The organism is Acidovorax sp. HDW3 (assembly GCF_011303755.1).
Lineage (GTDB): Bacteria > Pseudomonadota > Gammaproteobacteria > Burkholderiales > Burkholderiaceae_C > Paenacidovorax.
Window position 1 is genome coordinate 3,004,411 of record NZ_CP049885.1, and the last position, 18,870, is coordinate 3,023,280.

The following is an 18,870-nucleotide window of genomic DNA, read 5'->3' on the forward strand; positions in this document are numbered from 1 at the left end:
CGGCCCTTTGTGCTCTCAAAATGCTAGCTACTGACGCTTATTCAGAGCGCGTTAGCGGCAGTTATCATCCTGCATCACGCCTTGTCGGAGTAAAACAGCGCGCGCCCCGGCACGCCGGCCACGGCGCGCGCAATGGCGCCAATGTGGTCGGGCGTGGTGCCGCAGCAGCCGCCCAGGATGTTGACCAGCCCCTCGGCGGCAAACTCGTGCACCAGGCGGCTGGTGACCTCGGGCGTTTCGTCAAAGCCGGTGTCGCTCATGGGGTTGGGCAGGCCGGCGTTGGGGTAGCAGCTGATGAAAGTGCCTTGCGCCGCCTTGGCCAGCTCCTGGATGTAGGGGCGCATGAGCGCCGCGCCCAGGGCGCAGTTCAGGCCAATCGACAGCGGCTTGGCGTGGCGCACGCTGTGCCAAAACGCCGTCACCGTCTGGCCGCTGAGGATGCGCCCGGACGCATCCGTCACCGTGCCGCTGATCATGATGGGCAGGCATTCGCCGGTTTGCTCAAACGCTTCGTCGATGGCGAACAGCGCCGCCTTGGCGTTGAGGGTGTCGAAAATGGTTTCCACCAGCAGCACGTCGGCGCCGCCGGCGATCAGGCCCAGGGTCTGCTCCAGGTAGGCCGCGCGCAGCTGCTCGAAGGTGACGTTGCGCGCGCCGGGGTCGTTCACGTCGGGGCTGATGCTGGCCGTCTTGGGCGTGGGGCCCAGGGCACCGGCGACGAAGCGCGGGTGCGCGGGCGTGCTGAACTGGTCGCAGGCGGCGCGGGCGATTTTTGCGCTCTCCACGTTCATCTCGTAGGCCAGAGAGCCCATGCCGTAGTCGTCCTGCGCCACGCTGGTGGCGCCGAAGGTGTTGGTCTCGACCAGATCGGCACCGGCGGCCAGGTAGCCGGCGTGGATGTCGCGGATCACGTCCGGGCGCGTGAGCGAGAGCAGCTCGTTGTTGCCCTTGACGTCGCGGGCAAAGTCCTTGAACCGCTCGCCCCGGTACTGCGCCTCGGTGAGCTTGAAGCGCTGGATCATGGTGCCCATGGCGCCGTCGAGGATGGCGATGCGCTGGGCAAGGATGGCGGGCAGTTGCTGGGCGCGGGTGTAGGTCGGCAAGGTCATGGGGCGATTGTAGGAAGGAGACGCTGGCCCTGCGCGCACAATACGCCCCGGCGTCGGCACACCGGGCCCGCCCCCAGTTTATGAGCCAAATCGGCCTCCAGCGCTTATCCATCAAGCGCTAGAAGCTATCAAATTAAGAGCATTCCCTTGTCCCCCGCGCATTCCGTTTTGCACGCCGTCTTTGGCTACGCGCAATTTCGTGGCCCGCAAGAGGCCATCATCGAGCACGTGGCCGCCGGCGGCGATGCGCTGGTGCTCATGCCCACGGGCGGCGGCAAGAGCCTGTGCTACCAGGTGCCGGCCATCGTGCGCCAGCGCGCGGGCCAGGGTGTGGCCATCGTGGTCTCGCCGCTGATCGCGCTGATGCACGACCAGGTGGGCGCGCTGCACGAGGCGGGGGTGGAGGCGGCGTTTCTCAATTCCACGCTCGATTGGCAGCAGACGCTCGACGTGGAGCGGCGCCTCGCGCGCGGCGACATCACCCTGCTCTACGCCGCGCCCGAGCGCGTGGTGACCGAGCGCTTTCTGGGCCTTTTGGACGACCTGCACGCGCGCGGACAGCTCTCCTTGTTCGCCATCGACGAGGCGCACTGCGTGAGCCAATGGGGCCACGATTTTCGGCCCGAATACCGCCAGCTCACCGTGCTGCACCAGCGCTACGCGGGCGTGCCGCGCATCGCCCTCACGGCCACAGCCGACGGCCTGACGCGCGCCGACATCGCCACCGGCCTGCAGCTGCAGGACGCGCGCCAGTTCGTCAGCAGCTTTGACCGGCCCAACATCCGCTACCGCATCGAAGAAAAAAAGCAGCCGCTGGAGCAGCTTTTGCGCTTCATCGAGCGCGAGCACGCCGGGGATGCGGGCGTGGTGTACTGCCAATCCAGAAAGCGCGTGGAAGAACTGGCCCAGGGCCTGCAGGACGCGGGCGTGAACGCCCTGCCCTACCACGCCGGCCTGCCCGCCGACATGCGCCAGCAGCACCAGGACCGCTTTTTGCGCGAGGACGGCGTGGTGATGGTGGCGACCATTGCCTTCGGCATGGGCATCGACAAGCCGGACGTGCGCTTTGTTGCCCACGTGGACATGCCCAAAAACATCGAGGGCTACTACCAGGAAACAGGCCGCGCCGGGCGCGACGGGCTGCCGGCCGACGCCTGGATGGTCTATGGCCTGCAGGATGTGGTGAACCAGCGCCGCATGATCGAGGGCGGCGACGCCGCCGAGGAATTCAAGGCCGTGCTGCGCGGCAAGCTCGACGCCCTGCTGGCCCTGGCCGAAGCCACGGACTGCCGCCGCGTGCGGCTGCTGCGCTACTTTGGCGAGGAATCCAAGCCCTGCGGGAATTGCGACAACTGTCTGAATCCCCCCGCCGTGTGGGACGGCACGGACGCGGCGCGCAAGCTCCTCTCGACCATCTACCGCATCCAGCAGCAGGACGCGGGCCTGACTTTCGGCCTGGGGCATTTGATGGACGTGGTGCGCGGCCAGGAGACGGACAAGGTGCGCCAGTTCGGCCACCAGCAGCTCTCCACCTTCGGCCTGGGTGCGCCGTACAGCGAAGCGCAGCTGCGCGCCGTGGCACGCCAGCTGCTGGCGCTGGGCGCCATCGGCGTGCAGCGCGTGACCACCGAGGCCGGCCACGCGTTCGACACGCTGACGCTGACGGCCGCCTCACGCCCCGTGCTGCGCGGCGAACAGGCCGTGCTGCTGCGCGAAGCCACGGCGCAGGCGCGCGGCAAGAAGACGCGCCGCGCCGGCGCCCTGCCGGTGGCCGCCGCCGACCTGGGGCCGGACGCGCAGGTGCGCTTCATCAACCTCAAAGCCTGGCGCGCCGAAGTGGCGCGCGCGCACAACCTGCCGGCCTATGTGATCTTCCACGACGCCACGCTGGCGGCGATTGCGCAGCAGCACCCCCAGTCCATCGCCGAACTGGAGGGCATCAACGGCATGGGGACGAAAAAGCTCGAAGCCTATGGAGCCGACGTGCTGCGGGTGGTGGGCCTGTAGTTATGCGGGCAAATGCTGCACATCAAACGCGACGATGTTGCGGCTTTCCCGGCTGAACTCCACGCCCACCAGGTGGATGGGCTCGCCCCGGGCGCGGTATTTGTCGGCATAGTTGCGCGCTTGCAGCTGCGCCAGCGCCTTGCCTTCGGGCACCAGCTCCACCACTTTGAATTCAAACAGGTACACATGGCCACCAAAGCGCACCGCCATGTCGATGCGGCCTTGGTTGGTCACGTCTTCGAGCACGATGTCCAAGCCCAGCGAGGCAAAGTAGCTGTAGAAAATGCTGGCCCAGTAGCCTTCGTATTGGGCGATGGGGTTGTTGCGGTACCAGTCGTGCGGGATGGTGGCAAAGAAGGCGTGGAACAGTTCGCGCATGGCCGGTACGTCGGCAGCGACGAGCAGGTCGTACAGGCGGCTGATGTTGCGGTCGGGAATGCTGGGGCTGCCGCACAGCGTGCCCAGCAGGCTGCTGTTGAGGCTGGCTTTGACTTCCAGATTCGGGTAGCGCAGCTGAAATTCCAGCCGCCCCGGAATGGCACGCCAGCTATCGACCGTGAGGTAGCCCGCCTGGAACATCAGCGCTTCGCTGGGGATGGTGTCCACGTCGAAGGTGGAGAGCAGTTGCTCCGAAGCAAAGGTTTGCCCCAGCAGCGGGGTGAACTGGCGCCGCTCGGTCAGCAGTTTGATGAGGAAGGTGGGCGTGCCGGTTTCAAACCACCAGGGGCGGAAGATGCGTTTTTGGAACAGCAGCAGCAAATCAAACGGGTTGTACACCGAGGTGCCGCACCAGTTGTAGCCGTTGTACCAGGCGCGGATTTCTGCACGATCGAGGCCCGGCAGTTCGGGGGCAAAGACGGTGTCCACGTCTTCATCCGTATAGCCGCAAATGGCTGAATAGTCGGCATCGACGGTGATGTCGTTGAGGTTGTTCAGGCCCGAGAACAGGCTCACCTTGCTGAATTTGGACACGCCCGTGAGAAAGACGAAGCGCAGATAGGGGTCGCTGTCTTTGATGACGGAATAAAAGTCTTTGAGCGCATCACGGATCTCGGCGGCTTTGGTTCGGTCTTCGATGCGGTCGAGGATGGGCTTGTCGTATTCGTCGATCAGCACCACCACCGTGCGCCCTGTTGTTTCTGCCAAACGCAAAATCAGCCGCTTGAATCGGCTGCGCGCATCGGGGTATTCGGCCGGCAGTTGAAAGCGCGCCTCCAGGGTTCCAAGCTGCTCATTCAAGCTGTCTTGCAGGTCTGCCACCGAGCCGAGCACCCCGCCGCCAAAGCTAAAGCGCAGCACGGGGTGCTGGCGCGACCAGTCCCAATTTTTTTCTGCGTGCAGCCCGGTGAACAGCGCCTGATTGCCTTCGAACAACTCCTTGAGCGTGTCGAGAAACAGGCTTTTGCCAAAGCGCCTCGGGCGCGAGAGGAAGAAGTATTTCCCCTGCGCTATCAGCTGCAGCGCCAGCGGCGTTTTATCGACGTAGTAATGCCCGTCCTCACGGATTTCACGCAGGGACTGGATGCCGATGGGGAGTTTTTTGCGTTGCATGGCCTTGGCTTACTCCAGCGTCTGCACGTCAAACGCGACGATGTTGCGGCTTTCCCGGCTGAACTCCACGCCCACCAGGTGGATGGGCTCGCCCCGGGCGCGGTATTTGTCGGCATAGTTGCGCGCTTGCAGCTGCGCCAGCGCCTTGCCTTCGGGCACCAGCTCCACCACTTTGAATTCGAACAGGTACACATGGCCGCCAAAGCGCACCGCCATGTCGATGCGGCCTTGGTTGGTCACGTCTTCGAGCACGATGTCCAGCCCCAGCGAGGCAAAGTAGCTGTAGAAAATACTGGCCCAGTAGCCTTCGTATTGGGCAATGGGGTTGTTGCGGTACCAGTCGTGCGGGATGGTGGCGAAGAAGGCGTGGAACAAGTCCTTCATCCCTGGCACATCGGCAGCGACGAGCAGGTCGTACAGGCGGCTGATGTGGCGGTCGGGAATGCTGGGGCTGCCGCACAGCGTGCCCAGCAGGCTGCTGTTGAGGCTGGCTTTGACTTCCAGATTCGGGTAGCGCAGCTGAAATTCCAGCCGCCCCGGAATGGCACGCCAGCTATCGACCGTGAGGTAGCCCGCCTGGAACATCAGCGCTTCGCTGGGGATGGTGTCCACGTCGAAGGTGGAGAGCAGTTGCTCCGAAGCAAAGGTTTGCCCCAGCAGCGGGGTGAACTGGCGCCGCTCGGTCAGCAGTTTGATGAGGAAGGTGGGCGTGCCGGTTTCAAACCACCAGGGGCGGAAGATGCGTTTTTGGAACAGCAGCAGCAAATCAAACGGGTTGTACACCGAGGTGCCGCACCAGTTGTAGCCGTTGTACCAGGCGCGGATTTCTGCACGATCGAGGCCCGGCAGTTCGGGGGCAAAGACGGTGTCCACGTCTTCATCCGTATAGCCGCAAATGGCTGAATAGTCGGCATCGACGGTGATGTCGTTGAGGTTGTTCAGGCCCGAGAACAGGCTCACCTTGCTGAATTTGGACACGCCGGTGAGGAAGACAAAGCGCAGATAGGGGTCGCTGTCTTTGATGACGGAATAGAAGTCTTTGAGCGCATCACGGATCTCGGCGGCTTTGGTTCGGTCTTCGATGCGGTCGAGGATGGGCTTGTCGTATTCGTCGATCAGTACCACCACGCGCTGGCCGGTTTGGGTGGCCAGGTGTTGGATCAGGCTGCGAAAGCGCTCGGGGTGGCTTTGGTCAACCGGCTGGAGCTGCCACTGGGTTTCGTAGCGCTGCAGGTGCGAATCCAGGCGCGATTGCAAATCAGGTACGTCTTGCACCACGCCGCCGCCAAAGCTAAAGCGCAAAACGGGATGTTTGGCCGACCAGTCCCAATTTTTTTCTGCGTGCAGCCCGGTGAACAGCGCCTGATTGCCTTCGAACAACTCCTTGAGCGTGTCGAGAAACAGGCTTTTGCCAAAGCGCCTCGGGCGCGAGAGGAAGAAGTATTTCCCCTGCGCTATCAGCTGCAGCGCCAGCGGCGTTTTATCGACGTAGTAATGCCCGTCCTCACGGATTTCACGCAGGGACTGGATGCCGATGGGGAGTTTTTTGCGCGCGCTCATGGTGGGTCATTGTAGGAAACGGTCTCCCCAGAAACCACCCCAGCAAGCGCCTGCGCGTGCCCGGTCGCCAGCTGCCGAAACGGTGCCGAAATCCGCGCCTCCTGCGCCGCCGCCTGCCAAAACGCCTGCGCCAGGGCCTGCGCCTGCAACCAAACATCGGCCGTGGCCGCCGTGGGCTGCAGCTGCGCCGGGGCAAAGTCCTGCGCCACCACCTCGCCGGCGATGGGCATGTAGCGCATGGGCAGCATGTCGTAGCTGGGCGAGAGTCGCCAGTCGTCGTTTTCGAGCACCAGCGAGATGTTGCCGTAGTGCCGGTCGGTGTTGCCGATGAGCTGGCCATAGGCTTCGAGCAGGCGCAAGGTCATGGCGTCGGCCCCTGTCAGCAGCGGCGGCTGGTGGGCGCGCATACGCAGCGCGGTGGCGGCCCAGTTGTCGGTCTCGCCGATGTACTGCGCGTCGTACACCAGCAGCGACACCATGCCGATACGCCCCGGCGGCGGGCCGTCCACCAGGCCGGGCCAGGGACTGCGGCGGTCAAAGCGCTCCGACTGCAAAAACACCCGCCCGGCACGCTCGAACACCTGCGTAGGCGCTGCCGGCAGCCCCGCCTGGGCCAGGGTGTGCAGCGCCAGATGCTCGCAGTGCAGCAGGTCGCGCAGGCGCTGTTCGGCCAGGCTGTCGCCTGCCGGGGAGAACTTGACGATCACGCTGCGCCCAGCCGTAACGCAGCAAAACTTGGGCTGCTCGCCCCCGGCAGACGAGCCTGGCCACTGCCCCTGCAGCGCACTGCGCGCCAGGGCGGGGTAGTCAGCGGCACTCTGGGCCTGCACCAGCTGCGGCGCCAGCGCGGCAAAGCGCGCCAGCGAGGCCGCGCCCACCAGCAGGTTGCCCGGCAGGTCTTCACCACACAGGGCGAGAGCGCGCAGCGCATCGTCGTCTGACCAGTGGTGCGGGTCTTGCGGCAGGGCCAGATCGGGGTGGCGCTGCGCAAAATGCCGCCCCATGAAGCCCTGCGGCCGCATATCGGCCAGGAACCAGGGCAGGCCATCGTGGCGCTCGCGCACGCCGTCGGCCTCCTCCACCCAAAAGGCGCCGCCGGCCAGCGCCCACATCTGCGCAAACGGCGCCGGGCGGCCCTGGGTGTCGATGCGCCACAGCGGCACCTGCGTGCCCACGCCGCGCACGCTGCGCAGCAGCAGGTAGCGCTGCGAACGCGCCGCCCCCACCTTGCCCACCCGGCCCGCGTCCAGCAGCGGCGCCAGCGCGCGCGAAACCGTCGGCTGGCTGGCCTGCAGCGCGGCCTGCAGCTGGGCGCTGGTAGCAACGCTGCCGAGCTGGCGCAGGGCAGCCAGCAGGCGTTCAGAGCCCGGGGGGGGCGGGGAGGTTGTCATGGCCTAAATGAATAGATATTTCACGCTATTTTTGAACCAAACAAAGCAACGCATGAATAGATAAAGTGAATTGTCCTGCATCTACCCAAAACACCCCGCCATGAAGCCCTCAGATGCCTGGACGGGCCGGCGCAGCTGCGCCGTCCAGGCCGCATAGGTGCGCAGCGCCACCGCGTGCAGGCGCTCCAGGTGCAGCGGCAGCTGCGCCAGGATCTGCGTCTGGCTCTGCACCGCCGGGCCCTGGGCCTGCAGCAGCTCGCCATGGCCTTCGTCGCACCAGTCCCGGATGCTTTGCGCCGTCACTTCCAGGTGCCCCTGGAAGGCCCAGTGGGGGCCATGGACAAAGCCCTTGTTCAGGCAATGCGCGCCGTACATGGTGCGCATGGCGCCGCGTGGAATCTCAAAGGTGTCGTAATGCCAGTGAAAGAGGGTGGCCTGTGCGGGCAGGGCCATCTGCTGCTGCGCACTGCGGGTTACCCACACCCGGCTCCAGCCGATATTGGGGCAGGGGTTGCGCCACACGCGCGCGCCCATGGCGCGGGCCAGCATTTGCGCGCCAAAGCAGTGGCCCAGCACGGGCACGTCGCACGCCAGGGCGTTTTGCAGCAGGCAGCGTTCCTGCTCCATCCAGCGCAGCTGCTCGTTGGCGCAGTGGTTGCTGCCCAGCACGACGATGCCGCTGTAGTCGCGTGCGCGCACCGGCGCCGCGCCCTGGGTGCACGGATCGATCACCACATAGGCCATGCCCTGCTGCTGCAGATGGTCGAGGAGTACCCCGGGGCCTTGCGCCGCTTCGTGCTGGAGGATGACAACAGGCTTCATACAAAACGGGCCCGTTGGCGGGCCGGTAGTCAAGACAGCCTGAATGTAGAAACGCCGGCATCAAGTCCTTACAAGGATTGCGCGGGCCGCCATCAAGAGTGCATCAAGGGCGATTCAGCCCCGCACACGCAGCGCCGGCCAGCCGCCCTGCCCGGGCGTGATGCCTGCCAGCGCCTGGCGTGCCGCCGCTGCACTGCCCGGCGCGCGCGGGTCGTCACAGGGCTGCAGTACCCAGTCGCACAGGCCCAGCGCGGCCAGCTCCTGGCCCAGGGCCTGCAGGTCTGCCAACGGATAGAGGCCGGGGTGCCAGGTGCTGCGCACCTCGTGCGCCACGCCGCTTTCCAGCAGCAGCGCCAGCGATGCGCGCACCTTGGCGCCGCTGCCGGCCACGCCGGTGATGGCGGGAATCTGCGCCCAGGGGGCTTTCACGTCCAACCCCACCCAATCGAGCAGCGGCAGCGCCGCGGCCAGGCGCTCGGGGTACATGCCGCCGGTGTGCAGCGCGGTGGCAAAGCCCATGTCCCGCATCTGCTGCAGGGCCGCAGGCAGGGCGGACTGCGCCAGGGGCTCGCCGCCGGAGAAAACCACGCCGTCGAGCAGGCCCCGGCGCTGGTGCAGAAAGCCGAGCACATCCGCCCAGGCCAGGGTGCCTGGCTGGGATGCATCGAGCAGTTCAGGGTTGTGGCAGTAGCCGCAGCGCCAGGGGCAGCCCTGGCAAAAAACAACGGCCGCCAGGCGGCCGGGGAAGTCGATGGTGGTGAGCCGGGTCAGCCCACCGACGCGCAGGGTCATTTCAGCAGGTGGCTTCGCTGAAAAACTGGCGCTCGTTGTGCTCGCCCTGCTTGCCGGTGTTGAAGCTGGCGACCGGGCGGTGGTAGCCCATGACGCGGGTCCAGACTTCACAGGGCTGGCGCTCGCTGTCTTGCAGCTGCACGTCGGCAGCGGCCAGGGCGGTGGTTTCAACGGTGCTCAGGGCGTTCATGGTGTTTCCTTCAAAAATGATAGCTATTGACGCTTGATACATAAGCCTTACAGGCTGTTTTTATGCCGCAATCTTGCGGCGCTTTTCTGCCAGGCGCTCCTCGTCGCACTTCGGGCAGAACTTGTGCTCGCCTTCCAGGTAGCCGTGCGTGGGGCAGATGGAGAAGGTGGGCGTGATGGTGATGTAGGGCAGACGGAAGTTGCTCAAGGCGCGCTTGACCAGCTCGCGGCAGGCGGCGCCGCTGCTGATGCGCTCGCCCATGTACAGGTGCAGCACGGTGCCGCCGGTGTACTTGGACTGCAGCTGCTCCTGGCGCTGCAGCGCCTCGAAGGGGTCGTCGGTAAAGCCCACGGGCAGCTGCGAACTGTTGGTGTAGTAGGGCTGGGCCTCGCTGCCGGCCTGCAGGATGGCGGGCCAGCGCTTTTTGTCCTCTTTGGCAAAGCGGTAGGTCGTGCCCTCGGCGGGCGTGGCCTCCAGGTTGTAGAGGTGGCCGGTTTCTTCCTGAAAGGTGACGATGCGCGCGCGCACATGGTCCAGCAGGCGCAGGGCAAACTGGTGGCCCCAGTCGCTGGTGATGTCCTGCTCGCCCTTGGTGAAGTTGCGCACCATCTCGTTGATGCCGTTCACGCCCAGGGTGCTGAAGTGGTTGCGCAGCGTGCCCAGATACCGTTTGGTGTAGGGGAACAATCCCTGGTCCATCAGGCCCTGGATGAGCTTGCGCTTGACCTCCAGGCTTTGCTTGCCCAGTTCGAGCAGGCGGTCGAGCGCGGCCAGCAGCGCGGCCTCGTCGCCCGCGTGCAAAAACCCCAGGCGCGCGCAGTTGACGGTGACCACGCCCAGGCTGCCGGTCTGCTCGGCGCTGCCGAACAGGCCGTTGCCGCGCTTCAAGAGCTCGCGCAAATCGAGCTGCAGGCGGCAGCACATGGAGCGCACCATGTTGGGCGACAGCTCCGAGTTGATGAAGTTCTGGAAGTAGGGCAGGCCGTACTTGGCCGTCATCTCGAACAGCGCGGCGGCGTTCTCGCTCTCCCACGGGAAGTCGGGCGTGATGTTGTAGGTGGGGATGGGGAAGGTGAACACCCGGCCCTTGGCGTCGCCCGTGGTCATCACGTCGATGTAGGCACGGTTGATGAGGTCCATCTCGGCCTGCAGCTCGCCGTAGCAAAACGGCATTTCCACGCCGCCAATCACCGGCACCTGCTCGCGCAGGTCCTCGGGGCAGGTCCAGTCGAAGGTCAGGTTGGTGAACGGCGTCTGCGTGCCCCAGCGCGAGGGCACGTTCAGGTTGTAGATCAACTCCTGCATACATTGGCGCACGGCGGCGTAGTCCATGCCGTCCTTGCGCACAAAGGGCGCCATGTAGGTGTCGAACGAGGAGAACGCCTGTGCGCCCGCCCACTCGTTTTGCAGCGTGCCGAGAAAGTTCACGATCTGCCCCACGGCCGAGCTCATGTGCTTGGCCGGGCCGGCTTCCACCTTGCCGGGTACGCCGTTGAGCCCCTCGTGCAACAGCGTGCGCAGCGACCAGCCGGCGCAGTAGCCGCTGAGCATGTCCAGGTCGTGGATGTGGATGTCGCCGCTTCGGTGCGCCTCGCCGATCTCGGGCGCGTACACATGCGACAGCCAGTAGTTGGCCGTGACCTTGCCGGCCACGTTCAGGATCAGGCCGCCCAGCGAATAGCCCTGGTTGGCGTTGGCGTTCACACGCCAGTCGGCACGCGAGAGGTATTCATTGATGGAGGACTCCACATGCACCAGCGTCTGCCGGTCGGCGCGCAAGGTGGCGTGGCGCTCGCGGTAGGCGATGTAGGCGCGGGCGGTTTGCAGGTGGTTGGCGGCGATCAGCGTCTGCTCGACCACGTCCTGGATCTGCTCGATGGTCGGCGCCTGGCCGTGAAAACGGTGGCCCAGCACCTTGGTGACCTGGGCGGTGAGCAGCTGCGCCTCGTCCACGCCAAACTCGCCGGTGGCCGCGCCGGCGCGGGCGATGGCCGAGGCGATGCGCTCGGCATCGAACGCGGCGCGCGCGCCATCGCGGTCAATGACGTCACGGGGCAAGGTGGCGACGGGGGTGGACATGCGGCAGCTCCAGGCAAATTAAACACTACATGTAGTGTGCAACCACAGCTCAAAACACCATAGGTAGTTGTTTGCCGCATTTGATTTAACGCAAAAACCTGAGCAATTACGTCGGACAAAAAAAGGGCCGCCCCAAGGGCGGCCCAAGCAAGAAGCGTCTAAAGACGCGAGAGGATCAGGGTTTTTAGGGCTGGGCGGCGGCGGTTTCCTGTGCCGCTTCAATGCGGGGGTAAAAGTCCCGGTCTTCGTGCTTCATGCGCTCGTACACGCGGCGCAGCACGTCGTTGGCGTCGCGGCGAAAGCCTGCCTCGTCGGCACACAGGCGCGCGGCCGTGTTCCAGCGCCGGGCAAAGGCATCAAAGGCAGCGGCAATCGGCCCCATATCGTGCTGAAAACGCTGGCCCAGGCGCGCCAGGCCCGCGTCGTCGCTGCGCTGCAGCGCCGGGTACAGCGCCTGGTCTTCCACCGAGAGGTGCAGCTTGATGACAGCACTGATGGCCACGATGCCCTGTGCCAACGCCCCGGCGTTGGCAATCACGCCCGCGCGGGTGAGGGTGCGCAAATGGTCGATGCGCGCGAGGATGTCCAGGTGTTGGTGCTTGAATTTGTCGATGTTCATCACAGTTCCTATGGGTTCATGTCACCACAAGTAACGCAAACCCCATGCCAGCCCAAAAAACACCATAAAACAATGACTTAGCAAGGCATTGGCAAGATAACGGTCATTTCAACCCCAGCCAAAAACGGTTGTTTAAACCATAATCGGGTAATGAATACCCTTGTCGATCCCGACCTGCTGGCCGAGCTGTCCCAAGACCTGGCCCCGGCTGAGCGCCTGCAGCGCCTGGTGGGCCAGCTGCGCACGCGTTTTCACTGCGGCGCGGTGGTGCTGCTGCGGCTGGAAGAATCGTTTTTGCGCCCCGTGGCCATCGACGGCCTGGTGGGCGAGGCCCTGGGGCGGCGCTTTGCCGTGCACCAGCACCCACGCCTGGCGGCCCTGCTGGCGCAGCGCGAGGTGCTGTGCTTTGACAAGGACAGCCAGCTGCCCGACCCCTACGACGGCCTGCTCGACGCCCTGCCCGGCGCGCCGCTGCCGGTGCACGACTGCATGGGCGTGGCGCTGTGGCTGGACGCGCGCCCCTGGGGCGTGCTCACGCTCGACGCCCTGCGCACCGGCACCTTCGGCCCGGCCGAGCGCCGCGCGCTGGCGCACTGCGCCCTGCTGGTGCAGGCGGCGGTGCGCATGGCGCAGCGCGATGGCGAGATCAGCCAGCTGCGCCTGGCGCCGAGCGCGCGCGCCAGCAGCGCCGACACGCCCCTGCCGCTGGCGGGCGACGCCGAGATCGTCGGCCAAAGCCCGGCCCTCACGCAGCTGCTGCACGAGCTGCGCGTGGTCGCCGGCTCCGAACTGCCGGTGCTGCTGCTGGGCGAGACCGGCGTGGGCAAGGAGCTGTTTGCGCGCTGGCTGCACCGCCATTCGCCGCGCTCAGACAAGCCCCTGGTGCACGTCAACTGCGCCGCCCTGCCCGAGTCGCTGGCCGAGAGCGAGCTCTTTGGCCACGCACGCGGCGCTTTTTCTGGCGCGCTGGCCGAGCGCCCGGGGCGCTTCGAGGCCGCCGATGGCGGCACTTTGTTCCTCGACGAAGTCGGCGAGCTGCCGCTGGCGGTGCAGGCCAAGCTGCTGCGCACGCTGCAAAACGGCGAAATCCAGCGCCTGGGCGCCGACCAGCCCCGGCATGTGGACGTGCGCATCCTCGCCGCCACCAACCGGCGCCTGCGCGAGCAGGTGGCCGCCGGCAGCTTTCGCGCCGACTTGTACCACCGCCTCTCGGTCTACCCGGTGCCGATCCCGCCGCTGCGCGAGCGCGGCAGCGACGTGCTGCTGCTCGCCGGGCGCTTTCTGGAGCTCAACCGCGCCCGCCTGGGCCTGCGCAGCCTGCGCCTGGCGCCGGCGGCGCAGGAGGCGCTGGCGCGCTACCGCTGGCCGGGCAATGTGCGCGAGCTCGAACACGTCATCAGCCGCGCCGCGCTCAAGGCCCTGAGCCAGGGCGCACACCCGGGCGACATCGTCACCCTCGAGTCCGCCTTGCTCGATCTCGACACCGGGCCCAGCCCCCCCAGCAGCCCGATCAACCCCAGCCACCGCGCCAGCCCCACCGCTGCCGCCCCCAGCCTGCACCAGGCCGTGCAAGCCTGTCAGCGCCAGCACATCCACGCCGCCCTGGCGCAGCACCAGGGCAACTGGGCGCAGGCCGCGCGCAGCCTGGGGCTGGACGCGAGCAATCTGCACAAGCTCGCCAAGCGCCTGGGGCTGAAAGAAACACTATCAAAACAATAGCTGCTAGCGCTTGTTTTATAAGCGCTAGCAGCATTTTTGACCATGAAACCAACGCAGCCACAGGGCTGCGCCACAATGGCCCGACCATGCTCACCCTCCAGACCATCCAGGACGCCGCCGCCCGCCTGTGCGGCCAAGTGCTCGAAACCCCCTGCGTCGAATCGCAGACGCTGTCGCAGATCGTCGGCGCGCAGGTGTTTTTGAAGTTCGAGAACCTGCAGTTCACCGCCTCCTTCAAGGAGCGCGGCGCCTGCAACAAGCTCAGCCAACTCTCGCCCGAGGAGCGCGCGCGCGGCGTCGTCGCCATGAGCGCGGGCAACCACGCCCAGGGCGTGGCCTACCACGCGCAGCGCCTGGGGCTGCGCGCCGTCATCGTCATGCCGCGCTTTACGCCCGGGGTCAAGGTCGAGCGCACGCGCGGCTTTGGCGCCGAGGTGGTGCTGCACGGCGACACCCTCGAAGCCGCCCGCGCCCACGCCTACCAGCTGGCGCAGGAGCAGGGCCTGGTGTTTGTCCACCCCTACGACGACGAGGCCATCGCCGCCGGCCAGGGCACGCTGGCGCTGGAGATGCTGCGCCAGCAGCCCGACCTCGATTGCCTGGTGGTGGCCGTCGGCGGCGGCGGGCTGATTGCCGGCGTGGCCACCGCCGCCAAGGCGCTGCAGCCGGGCATCGAGGTCATCGGCGTGCAGACCGAGCGCTTTCCCTCCATGCTCAACGCCGTGCAGGGGCGCGCGCTGCCCATGGGGCAATCGACGATTGCCGAGGGCATTGCCGTCGGCACGCCCGGCGCCATCACGCAAGAGGTAGTCAAGCGCCTGGTGGACGACCTGCTGCTGGTCGATGAGGGCGACGTCGAGCAGGCCGTGCTGATGCTGCTGGAGATTGAAAAAACCCTGGTCGAAGGCGCGGGCGCCGTCGGCCTGGCGGCGCTTGCGCGCTACCGCGAGCGCTTTGCCGGCAAGAAAGTCGGCCTGGTGCTCTCGGGCGGCAACATCGACCCGCTGCTGCTCGCCGCCATCATCGAGCGCGGCCTGGTGCGCTCGGGCCGCCTGGCGCGCATCCAGGTGAGCGCGCGCGACGTGCCCGGCGTGCTGGCGCAGATCACCGCCACCGTCGCCGCCGCCGGCGCCAACATCGAGGAGGTGCACCACCAGCGCGCCTTCACCATGCTGGCGGCGCAGAACGTCGAGATCGAACTGGTGCTGCAAACGCGCGGCCAGGCGCACGTGCAGCAGGTGCTGGCGCAGCTGCGCGCCGCCGGAATGCAGGCCGAGCACCATTGAGCGGCGCCGCCGCCGCGCAAACGATGCATAACCACATGCATCGTTTGCATAGATTTACCAGCATACGGCAACACAGTTTCAGCGTGGTTTCATAGAATCATCGGTTCTGTCGGCGTGACAGTGAGCCGTTTTTTCAAAAGCCACCTCCTCTCGTGCGGTGCGCGGCCTTTGAAAAAATGGTTTTTCAACTTGAGGACGCTCCGATGAACGCACCCGCCGCCGGCCTGGCCATCCAGGCCCCCGCCTACGTCAAAAACCCCAAGATCGTTGCCTGGGTGGCCGAGATGGCCGCGCTGTGCAAGCCCGCCGCCATCCACTGGTGCGACGGCAGCCAAGAGGAATACGACCGCCTGTGCCAGCTGCTGGTCGATGCCGGCACTTTCAAAAAGCTCAACCCCGCCAAGCGCCCGGGCAGCTTCCTGGCCTGCTCCGACCCCTCGGACGTGGCGCGCGTGGAAGACCGCACCTTCATCTGCAGCGCCAAGAAAGAAGACGCCGGCCCGACCAACAACTGGGCCGATCCGGCCGAGATGCGCGCCACCCTGGCCCCCCTGTTTGACGGCTGCATGGCCGGGCGCACGATGTACGTCGTGCCCTTCTCCATGGGCCCGCTGGGCAGCGACATTGCCCACATCGGCATCGAGCTGACCGACAGCGCCTACGTCGCCGTCAACCAAAAGCTGATGACGCGCATGGGCCGCGCCGTGTACGACGTGCTGGGCGTGGATGGCGAATTTGTGCCCTGTATGCACACCGTGGGCGCGCCCCTGGCCGCTGGTGAAAAAGACAGCACCAGCTGGCCTTGCAACCCCAAGGTCAAGTACATCGTGCACTACCCGGAAACGCGCGAAATCTGGAGCTACGGCTCGGGCTACGGCGGCAACGCCCTGCTGGGCAAGAAGTGCCTGGCGCTGCGCATCGCCTCCACCATGGGCCGTGACCAGGGCTGGCTGGCCGAGCACATGCTGATCCTGGGCGTGACCAGCCCCGAGGGCAAGAAGTACCACGTCGGCGGCGCCTTCCCCAGCGCCTGCGGCAAGACCAACTTCTCCATGCTGGTGCCGCCCGAGGCCGGTTTTGCCGGCTGGAAGGTCACCACCATTGGCGACGACATCGCCTGGGTCAAGCCCCAGGCCGACGGCACGCTGCGCGCCATCAACCCCGAGGCCGGCTACTTCGGCGTCGCCCCGGGCACGAACACGCTGACCAACCCCAACTGCATGGCCAGCCTGAACAAGGACGTGATCTTCACCAACGTCGCCCTGACCGACGACGGCGACGTCTGGTGGGAAGGCATGGAAAAAGACCAGGGCAAGCTGCCCGACCATTTGATCGACTGGCAGGGCCGCGACTGGACGCCGCAAATCGCCAAGGAAACCGGCGCCAAGGCCGCGCACCCGAACGCCCGCTTCACCGTCGCCGCCACCAACAACCCGGCGCTCGACCCCGCCTGGGACGACCCGGCGGGCGTGCAGATCGACGCCTTCATCTTCGGCGGCCGCCGCTCCACCACCATTCCGCTGGTGACCGAGGCGCGCTCCTGGACCGAGGGCGTGTACATGGCCGCCACCATGGGCTCTGAAACCACCGCCGCCGCCTTTGGCGCGCAAGGCGTGGTGCGCCGCGACCCCTTCGCCATGCTGCCCTTCATGGGCTACAACATGAGCGACTACTTCCAGCACTGGCTCAGCCTGGGCGCCAAGCTGCAGGCGCAGGGCGCCACGCTGCCGCGCATCTACTGCGTCAACTGGTTCCGCAAGGGCGAGGACGGCAAGTTCGTCTGGCCCGGCTACGGCGAGAACATGCGCGTGCTCAAGTGGATGATCGACCGCATCGAAGGCAAGGCGCAGGGCCAGGACACCATGTTCGGCATCGCCCCGCAGTACGCCGAGATCAACTGGACCGGCCTGGACTTCTCTGCCGCGCAGTTCAACACCGTCACCAGCATCGACAAAGCGGCCTGGCAGGAAGAGTTCAAGCTGCACGCCGAACACTTCGACAAGCTCGCCTACCGCCTGCCGCAAGCGCTGCTGGCCACCAAGGCCGCGCTGGAAAAACGCCTGGGCTAACCCCCTGGCAACGCCTGCCCCTGTGGGGGCAGGCATAAAAAAACGATAGCTGCCAGCGCTTGCTCCGCCTTGGTTTCAGATGGAAAACACCATCAAAACCAGACAGGGCAAGCGCTGGCAGCTATCGTTTTTATTAACGCCCATGCGGGCGTCAGTCCGGTCGGCTTCAGTCGTAGCGGCGGATATTGCTGACCGCAATGCCCAGCGTGGCGCGGGCCAGGGCGGCCTCGGCGCGCTCTTGCTGCAGCAGGGTATTGACCACCGGGGCCGGGGCCGCAGCGGCGCGGCGCGCTGGCAGCAGGCTGCGCAGGGCAGCGGCGATGCGCTCCACACCGGCCACGCCTGCCGGAAGCTGCAGGGAATGGGGATGGGCAATGCTGGTCATGGTGAAATTCCTCGTTACGGCGCCCCGACATGGGGCATGGGCGCAATCCTAGGGTTTACCCCTGGTTGCGTCCAATGCCGAAGTGCAATACCTCCATGCATAAGGAGCTTCTCATGGGTAATCGCCTCTCTCAAATTGCCACCCGCACCGGCGACGACGGCAGCACCGGCCTGGGCAACAACACCCGGGTATCCAAGAACAGCGGCCGCCCGCACGCCATGGGCGACGTGGACGAGCTCAACTCGCACCTGGGCCTGCTGCTGTGCGAGCCGCTGCCGCCCGAGGTGCGCGAGCTGCTGATCGACATCCAGCACCAGCTCTTCAACCTCGGCGGCGAGCTCGCCATGCCGGGCTTTGCGCTGCTGCAGGACAGCGCCCTGCAGCAGCTCGACCAGGCGCTGGCGCACTACAACGCGCAGCTGCCGCGCCTGCAGGAATTCATCCTGCCAGCGGGCACGCGCGCCGCCGCCCAAGCCCATGTCTGCCGCACGGTGGCGCGCCGCGCCGAGCGCGCCGTGGTCGCGCTGCAAGCGCGCGAGGATATGCGAGCCGGCCCGCGCCAGTACCTCAACCGCCTCTCGGACCTGCTGTTCGTGCTCGCGCGCGTGCTCAACCGCATGGACGGCGGCGCCGAGGTGTACTGGCACAGCGAACGGCTCAAGCGGTTGGAGGAAGAATAAATTGGGGTCAGATTCCAATTAGTCAGGGATTAATTGGAATCTGACCCCAATTTTTGACCGCAATTTGTTTGCGCGCCCCGCCCTACCCCTTGGGCGCGAGGATGGCCATGGTGATGCGCGAGACGCAGGTCATCTCGCCGGCGTCGTTCACCATGTCGATCTGCCACACCTGGGTGCTCTTGCCGATGTGCACCGGCCGCGCCGTGCCCGTGACCCAGCCGCTGGTGGCTGCGCGCAGGTGGTTGGCGTTGATATCGAGCCCCACCGCCTTGTGCCCCGGCGGGCAGGCGCAGGCGGCGCCGACCGAGCCCAGCGTCTCGGCCAGCACCACACTCACGCCGCCGTGCAGCAGGCCGTAGGGCTGCTTGGTGCGCGCATCCACCGGCACACGCGCGCGCAGGTAGTCGGCGCCGATCTCGGTGAACTCGATGCCCAGGTGCGAGACGGCGCAGCCCTGGTTCCAGGCGTTGAGCTGCTCCAGGGTCAGGTCGTGGTTCCAAATCGTCATGGGGGTGTCTCCTTCAAAAAAGGCGGTAACTTGCGGGACAGTTTGGCGTAATGCCCGCTTTTTAGAATGACCGTTCGCATTCATATTATTCGGATGCAGGAGG

The 18,870-nt window shown here is 66.1% G+C and carries 16 protein-coding genes; 5 read left to right on the top strand and 11 right to left on the bottom strand.

Annotated features, from left to right (window positions below; all coding sequences use genetic code 11):
* Positions 1–74 precede the first annotated feature (74 nt).
* Positions 75–1,109, bottom strand: coding sequence for a homocysteine S-methyltransferase family protein (locus G7045_RS13935; protein ID WP_166160175.1), 1,035 nt, complete (start codon positions 1,107–1,109; stop codon positions 75–77).
* Between the two features lie 147 nt (positions 1,110–1,256).
* Here G7045_RS13935 and recQ point away from each other — a divergent pair, with 147 nt between their 5' ends.
* Entirely contained in the window at positions 1,257–3,116 is a 1,860-nt protein-coding gene (gene recQ, locus G7045_RS13940; protein WP_166160176.1) for a DNA helicase RecQ, read from the top strand.
* Here the strand turns inward: recQ and G7045_RS13945 are convergent, their stop codons facing one another.
* The 8 genes from G7045_RS13945 to G7045_RS13980 form a co-directional block, all read right to left on the bottom strand.
* On the bottom strand, positions 3,117–4,667 hold the full coding sequence (locus G7045_RS13945; RefSeq protein ID WP_166160177.1) for an ATP-binding protein: 1,551 nt from the start codon (positions 4,665–4,667) through the stop codon (positions 3,117–3,119). It lies immediately after the preceding gene.
* Between the two features lie 9 nt (positions 4,668–4,676).
* On the bottom strand, positions 4,677–6,227 hold the full coding sequence (locus tag G7045_RS13950) for an ATP-binding protein (RefSeq protein ID WP_166160178.1): 1,551 nt from the start codon (positions 6,225–6,227) through the stop codon (positions 4,677–4,679).
* Entirely contained in the window at positions 6,224–7,618 is a 1,395-nt protein-coding gene (gene yjjJ / locus G7045_RS13955) for a type II toxin-antitoxin system HipA family toxin YjjJ (protein WP_166160179.1), read from the bottom strand. Before yjjJ ends, G7045_RS13950 begins: the two co-directional genes overlap by 4 nt.
* Before the next feature lie 81 nt (positions 7,619–7,699).
* Positions 7,700–8,440 carry a type 1 glutamine amidotransferase gene (locus tag G7045_RS13960; protein WP_166160180.1) on the bottom strand — a complete coding sequence of 247 codons (741 nt, stop codon included), beginning with the start codon at positions 8,438–8,440 and terminating at the stop codon, positions 7,700–7,702.
* 114 nt (positions 8,441–8,554) lie between these two features.
* Positions 8,555–9,232 carry an anaerobic ribonucleoside-triphosphate reductase activating protein gene (locus G7045_RS13965; protein ID WP_166160181.1) on the bottom strand — a complete coding sequence of 226 codons (678 nt, stop codon included), beginning with the start codon at positions 9,230–9,232 and terminating at the stop codon, positions 8,555–8,557.
* Position 9,233: 1 nt separating this feature from the next.
* Positions 9,234–9,422: an anaerobic ribonucleoside-triphosphate reductase gene (nrdD, locus tag G7045_RS13970; RefSeq protein ID WP_166160182.1), complete on the bottom strand. Its 189-nt coding sequence runs from the start codon at positions 9,420–9,422 to the stop codon at positions 9,234–9,236.
* Positions 9,423–9,482: 60 nt separating this feature from the next.
* Positions 9,483–11,501: a ribonucleoside triphosphate reductase gene (locus G7045_RS13975; RefSeq protein ID WP_166160183.1), complete on the bottom strand. Its 2,019-nt coding sequence runs from the start codon at positions 11,499–11,501 to the stop codon at positions 9,483–9,485.
* Positions 11,502–11,685: 184 nt separating this feature from the next.
* The gene (locus tag G7045_RS13980; RefSeq protein ID WP_166160184.1) at positions 11,686–12,120 is read right to left on the bottom strand and encodes a hemerythrin domain-containing protein; all 435 of its coding nucleotides are present in this window, start codon (positions 12,118–12,120) and stop codon (positions 11,686–11,688) included.
* A 150-nt stretch (positions 12,121–12,270) separates the two neighbouring features.
* Between G7045_RS13980 and norR the strand changes: the two genes are divergently transcribed.
* From norR to G7045_RS13995, 3 genes are all read left to right on the top strand, one after another.
* Positions 12,271–13,839, top strand: coding sequence for a nitric oxide reductase transcriptional regulator NorR (gene norR, locus G7045_RS13985; protein WP_166160185.1), 1,569 nt, complete (start codon positions 12,271–12,273; stop codon positions 13,837–13,839).
* An 86-nt stretch (positions 13,840–13,925) separates the two neighbouring features.
* Positions 13,926–15,125 (top strand): threonine ammonia-lyase, encoded by a 1,200-nt coding sequence (locus G7045_RS13990; RefSeq protein WP_166160186.1) that lies wholly within the window; start codon positions 13,926–13,928, stop codon positions 15,123–15,125.
* A gap of 203 nt (positions 15,126–15,328) precedes the next feature.
* A complete protein-coding gene (locus G7045_RS13995; RefSeq protein ID WP_166160187.1) occupies positions 15,329–17,194 on the top strand; it encodes a phosphoenolpyruvate carboxykinase (GTP) in 1,866 nt (621 codons plus the stop codon).
* A gap of 166 nt (positions 17,195–17,360) precedes the next feature.
* On the opposite strand, the gene G7045_RS14000 is transcribed toward G7045_RS13995, so the two are convergent.
* The gene (locus G7045_RS14000) at positions 17,361–17,579 is read right to left on the bottom strand and encodes a hypothetical protein (protein WP_166160188.1); all 219 of its coding nucleotides are present in this window, start codon (positions 17,577–17,579) and stop codon (positions 17,361–17,363) included.
* Between the two features lie 113 nt (positions 17,580–17,692).
* Here G7045_RS14000 and G7045_RS14005 point away from each other — a divergent pair, with 113 nt between their 5' ends.
* On the top strand, positions 17,693–18,259 hold the full coding sequence (locus tag G7045_RS14005; RefSeq protein ID WP_166160189.1) for a cob(I)yrinic acid a,c-diamide adenosyltransferase: 567 nt from the start codon (positions 17,693–17,695) through the stop codon (positions 18,257–18,259).
* Positions 18,260–18,341: 82 nt separating this feature from the next.
* Here G7045_RS14005 and G7045_RS14010 read toward each other — a convergent pair whose 3' ends face one another.
* Positions 18,342–18,767 carry a hotdog fold thioesterase gene (locus tag G7045_RS14010; protein WP_166160190.1) on the bottom strand — a complete coding sequence of 142 codons (426 nt, stop codon included), beginning with the start codon at positions 18,765–18,767 and terminating at the stop codon, positions 18,342–18,344.
* Positions 18,768–18,870 lie beyond the last annotated feature (103 nt).

Coding starts and splice junctions, on each gene's coding strand:
- G7045_RS13935 (WP_166160175.1), bottom strand. CDS start 1,109: ATGACCTTGCCGACCTACACCCGCGCCCAGCAACTGCCCGCCATCCTT.
- G7045_RS13945 (WP_166160177.1), bottom strand. CDS start 4,667: ATGCAACGCAAAAAACTCCCCATCGGCATCCAGTCCCTGCGTGAAATC.
- G7045_RS13950 (WP_166160178.1), bottom strand. CDS start 6,227: ATGAGCGCGCGCAAAAAACTCCCCATCGGCATCCAGTCCCTGCGTGAA.
- yjjJ (WP_166160179.1), bottom strand. CDS start 7,618: ATGACAACCTCCCCGCCCCCCCCGGGCTCTGAACGCCTGCTGGCTGCC.
- G7045_RS13960 (WP_166160180.1), bottom strand. CDS start 8,440: ATGAAGCCTGTTGTCATCCTCCAGCACGAAGCGGCGCAAGGCCCCGGG.
- G7045_RS13965 (WP_166160181.1), bottom strand. CDS start 9,232: ATGACCCTGCGCGTCGGTGGGCTGACCCGGCTCACCACCATCGACTTC.
- nrdD (WP_166160182.1), bottom strand. CDS start 9,422: ATGAACGCCCTGAGCACCGTTGAAACCACCGCCCTGGCCGCTGCCGAC.
- G7045_RS13975 (WP_166160183.1), bottom strand. CDS start 11,501: ATGTCCACCCCCGTCGCCACCTTGCCCCGTGACGTCATTGACCGCGAT.
- G7045_RS13980 (WP_166160184.1), bottom strand. CDS start 12,120: ATGAACATCGACAAATTCAAGCACCAACACCTGGACATCCTCGCGCGC.
- norR (WP_166160185.1), top strand. CDS start 12,271: ATGAATACCCTTGTCGATCCCGACCTGCTGGCCGAGCTGTCCCAAGAC.
- G7045_RS13990 (WP_166160186.1), top strand. CDS start 13,926: ATGCTCACCCTCCAGACCATCCAGGACGCCGCCGCCCGCCTGTGCGGC.
- G7045_RS13995 (WP_166160187.1), top strand. CDS start 15,329: ATGAACGCACCCGCCGCCGGCCTGGCCATCCAGGCCCCCGCCTACGTC.
- G7045_RS14000 (WP_166160188.1), bottom strand. CDS start 17,579: ATGACCAGCATTGCCCATCCCCATTCCCTGCAGCTTCCGGCAGGCGTG.
- G7045_RS14005 (WP_166160189.1), top strand. CDS start 17,693: ATGGGTAATCGCCTCTCTCAAATTGCCACCCGCACCGGCGACGACGGC.
- G7045_RS14010 (WP_166160190.1), bottom strand. CDS start 18,767: ATGACGATTTGGAACCACGACCTGACCCTGGAGCAGCTCAACGCCTGG.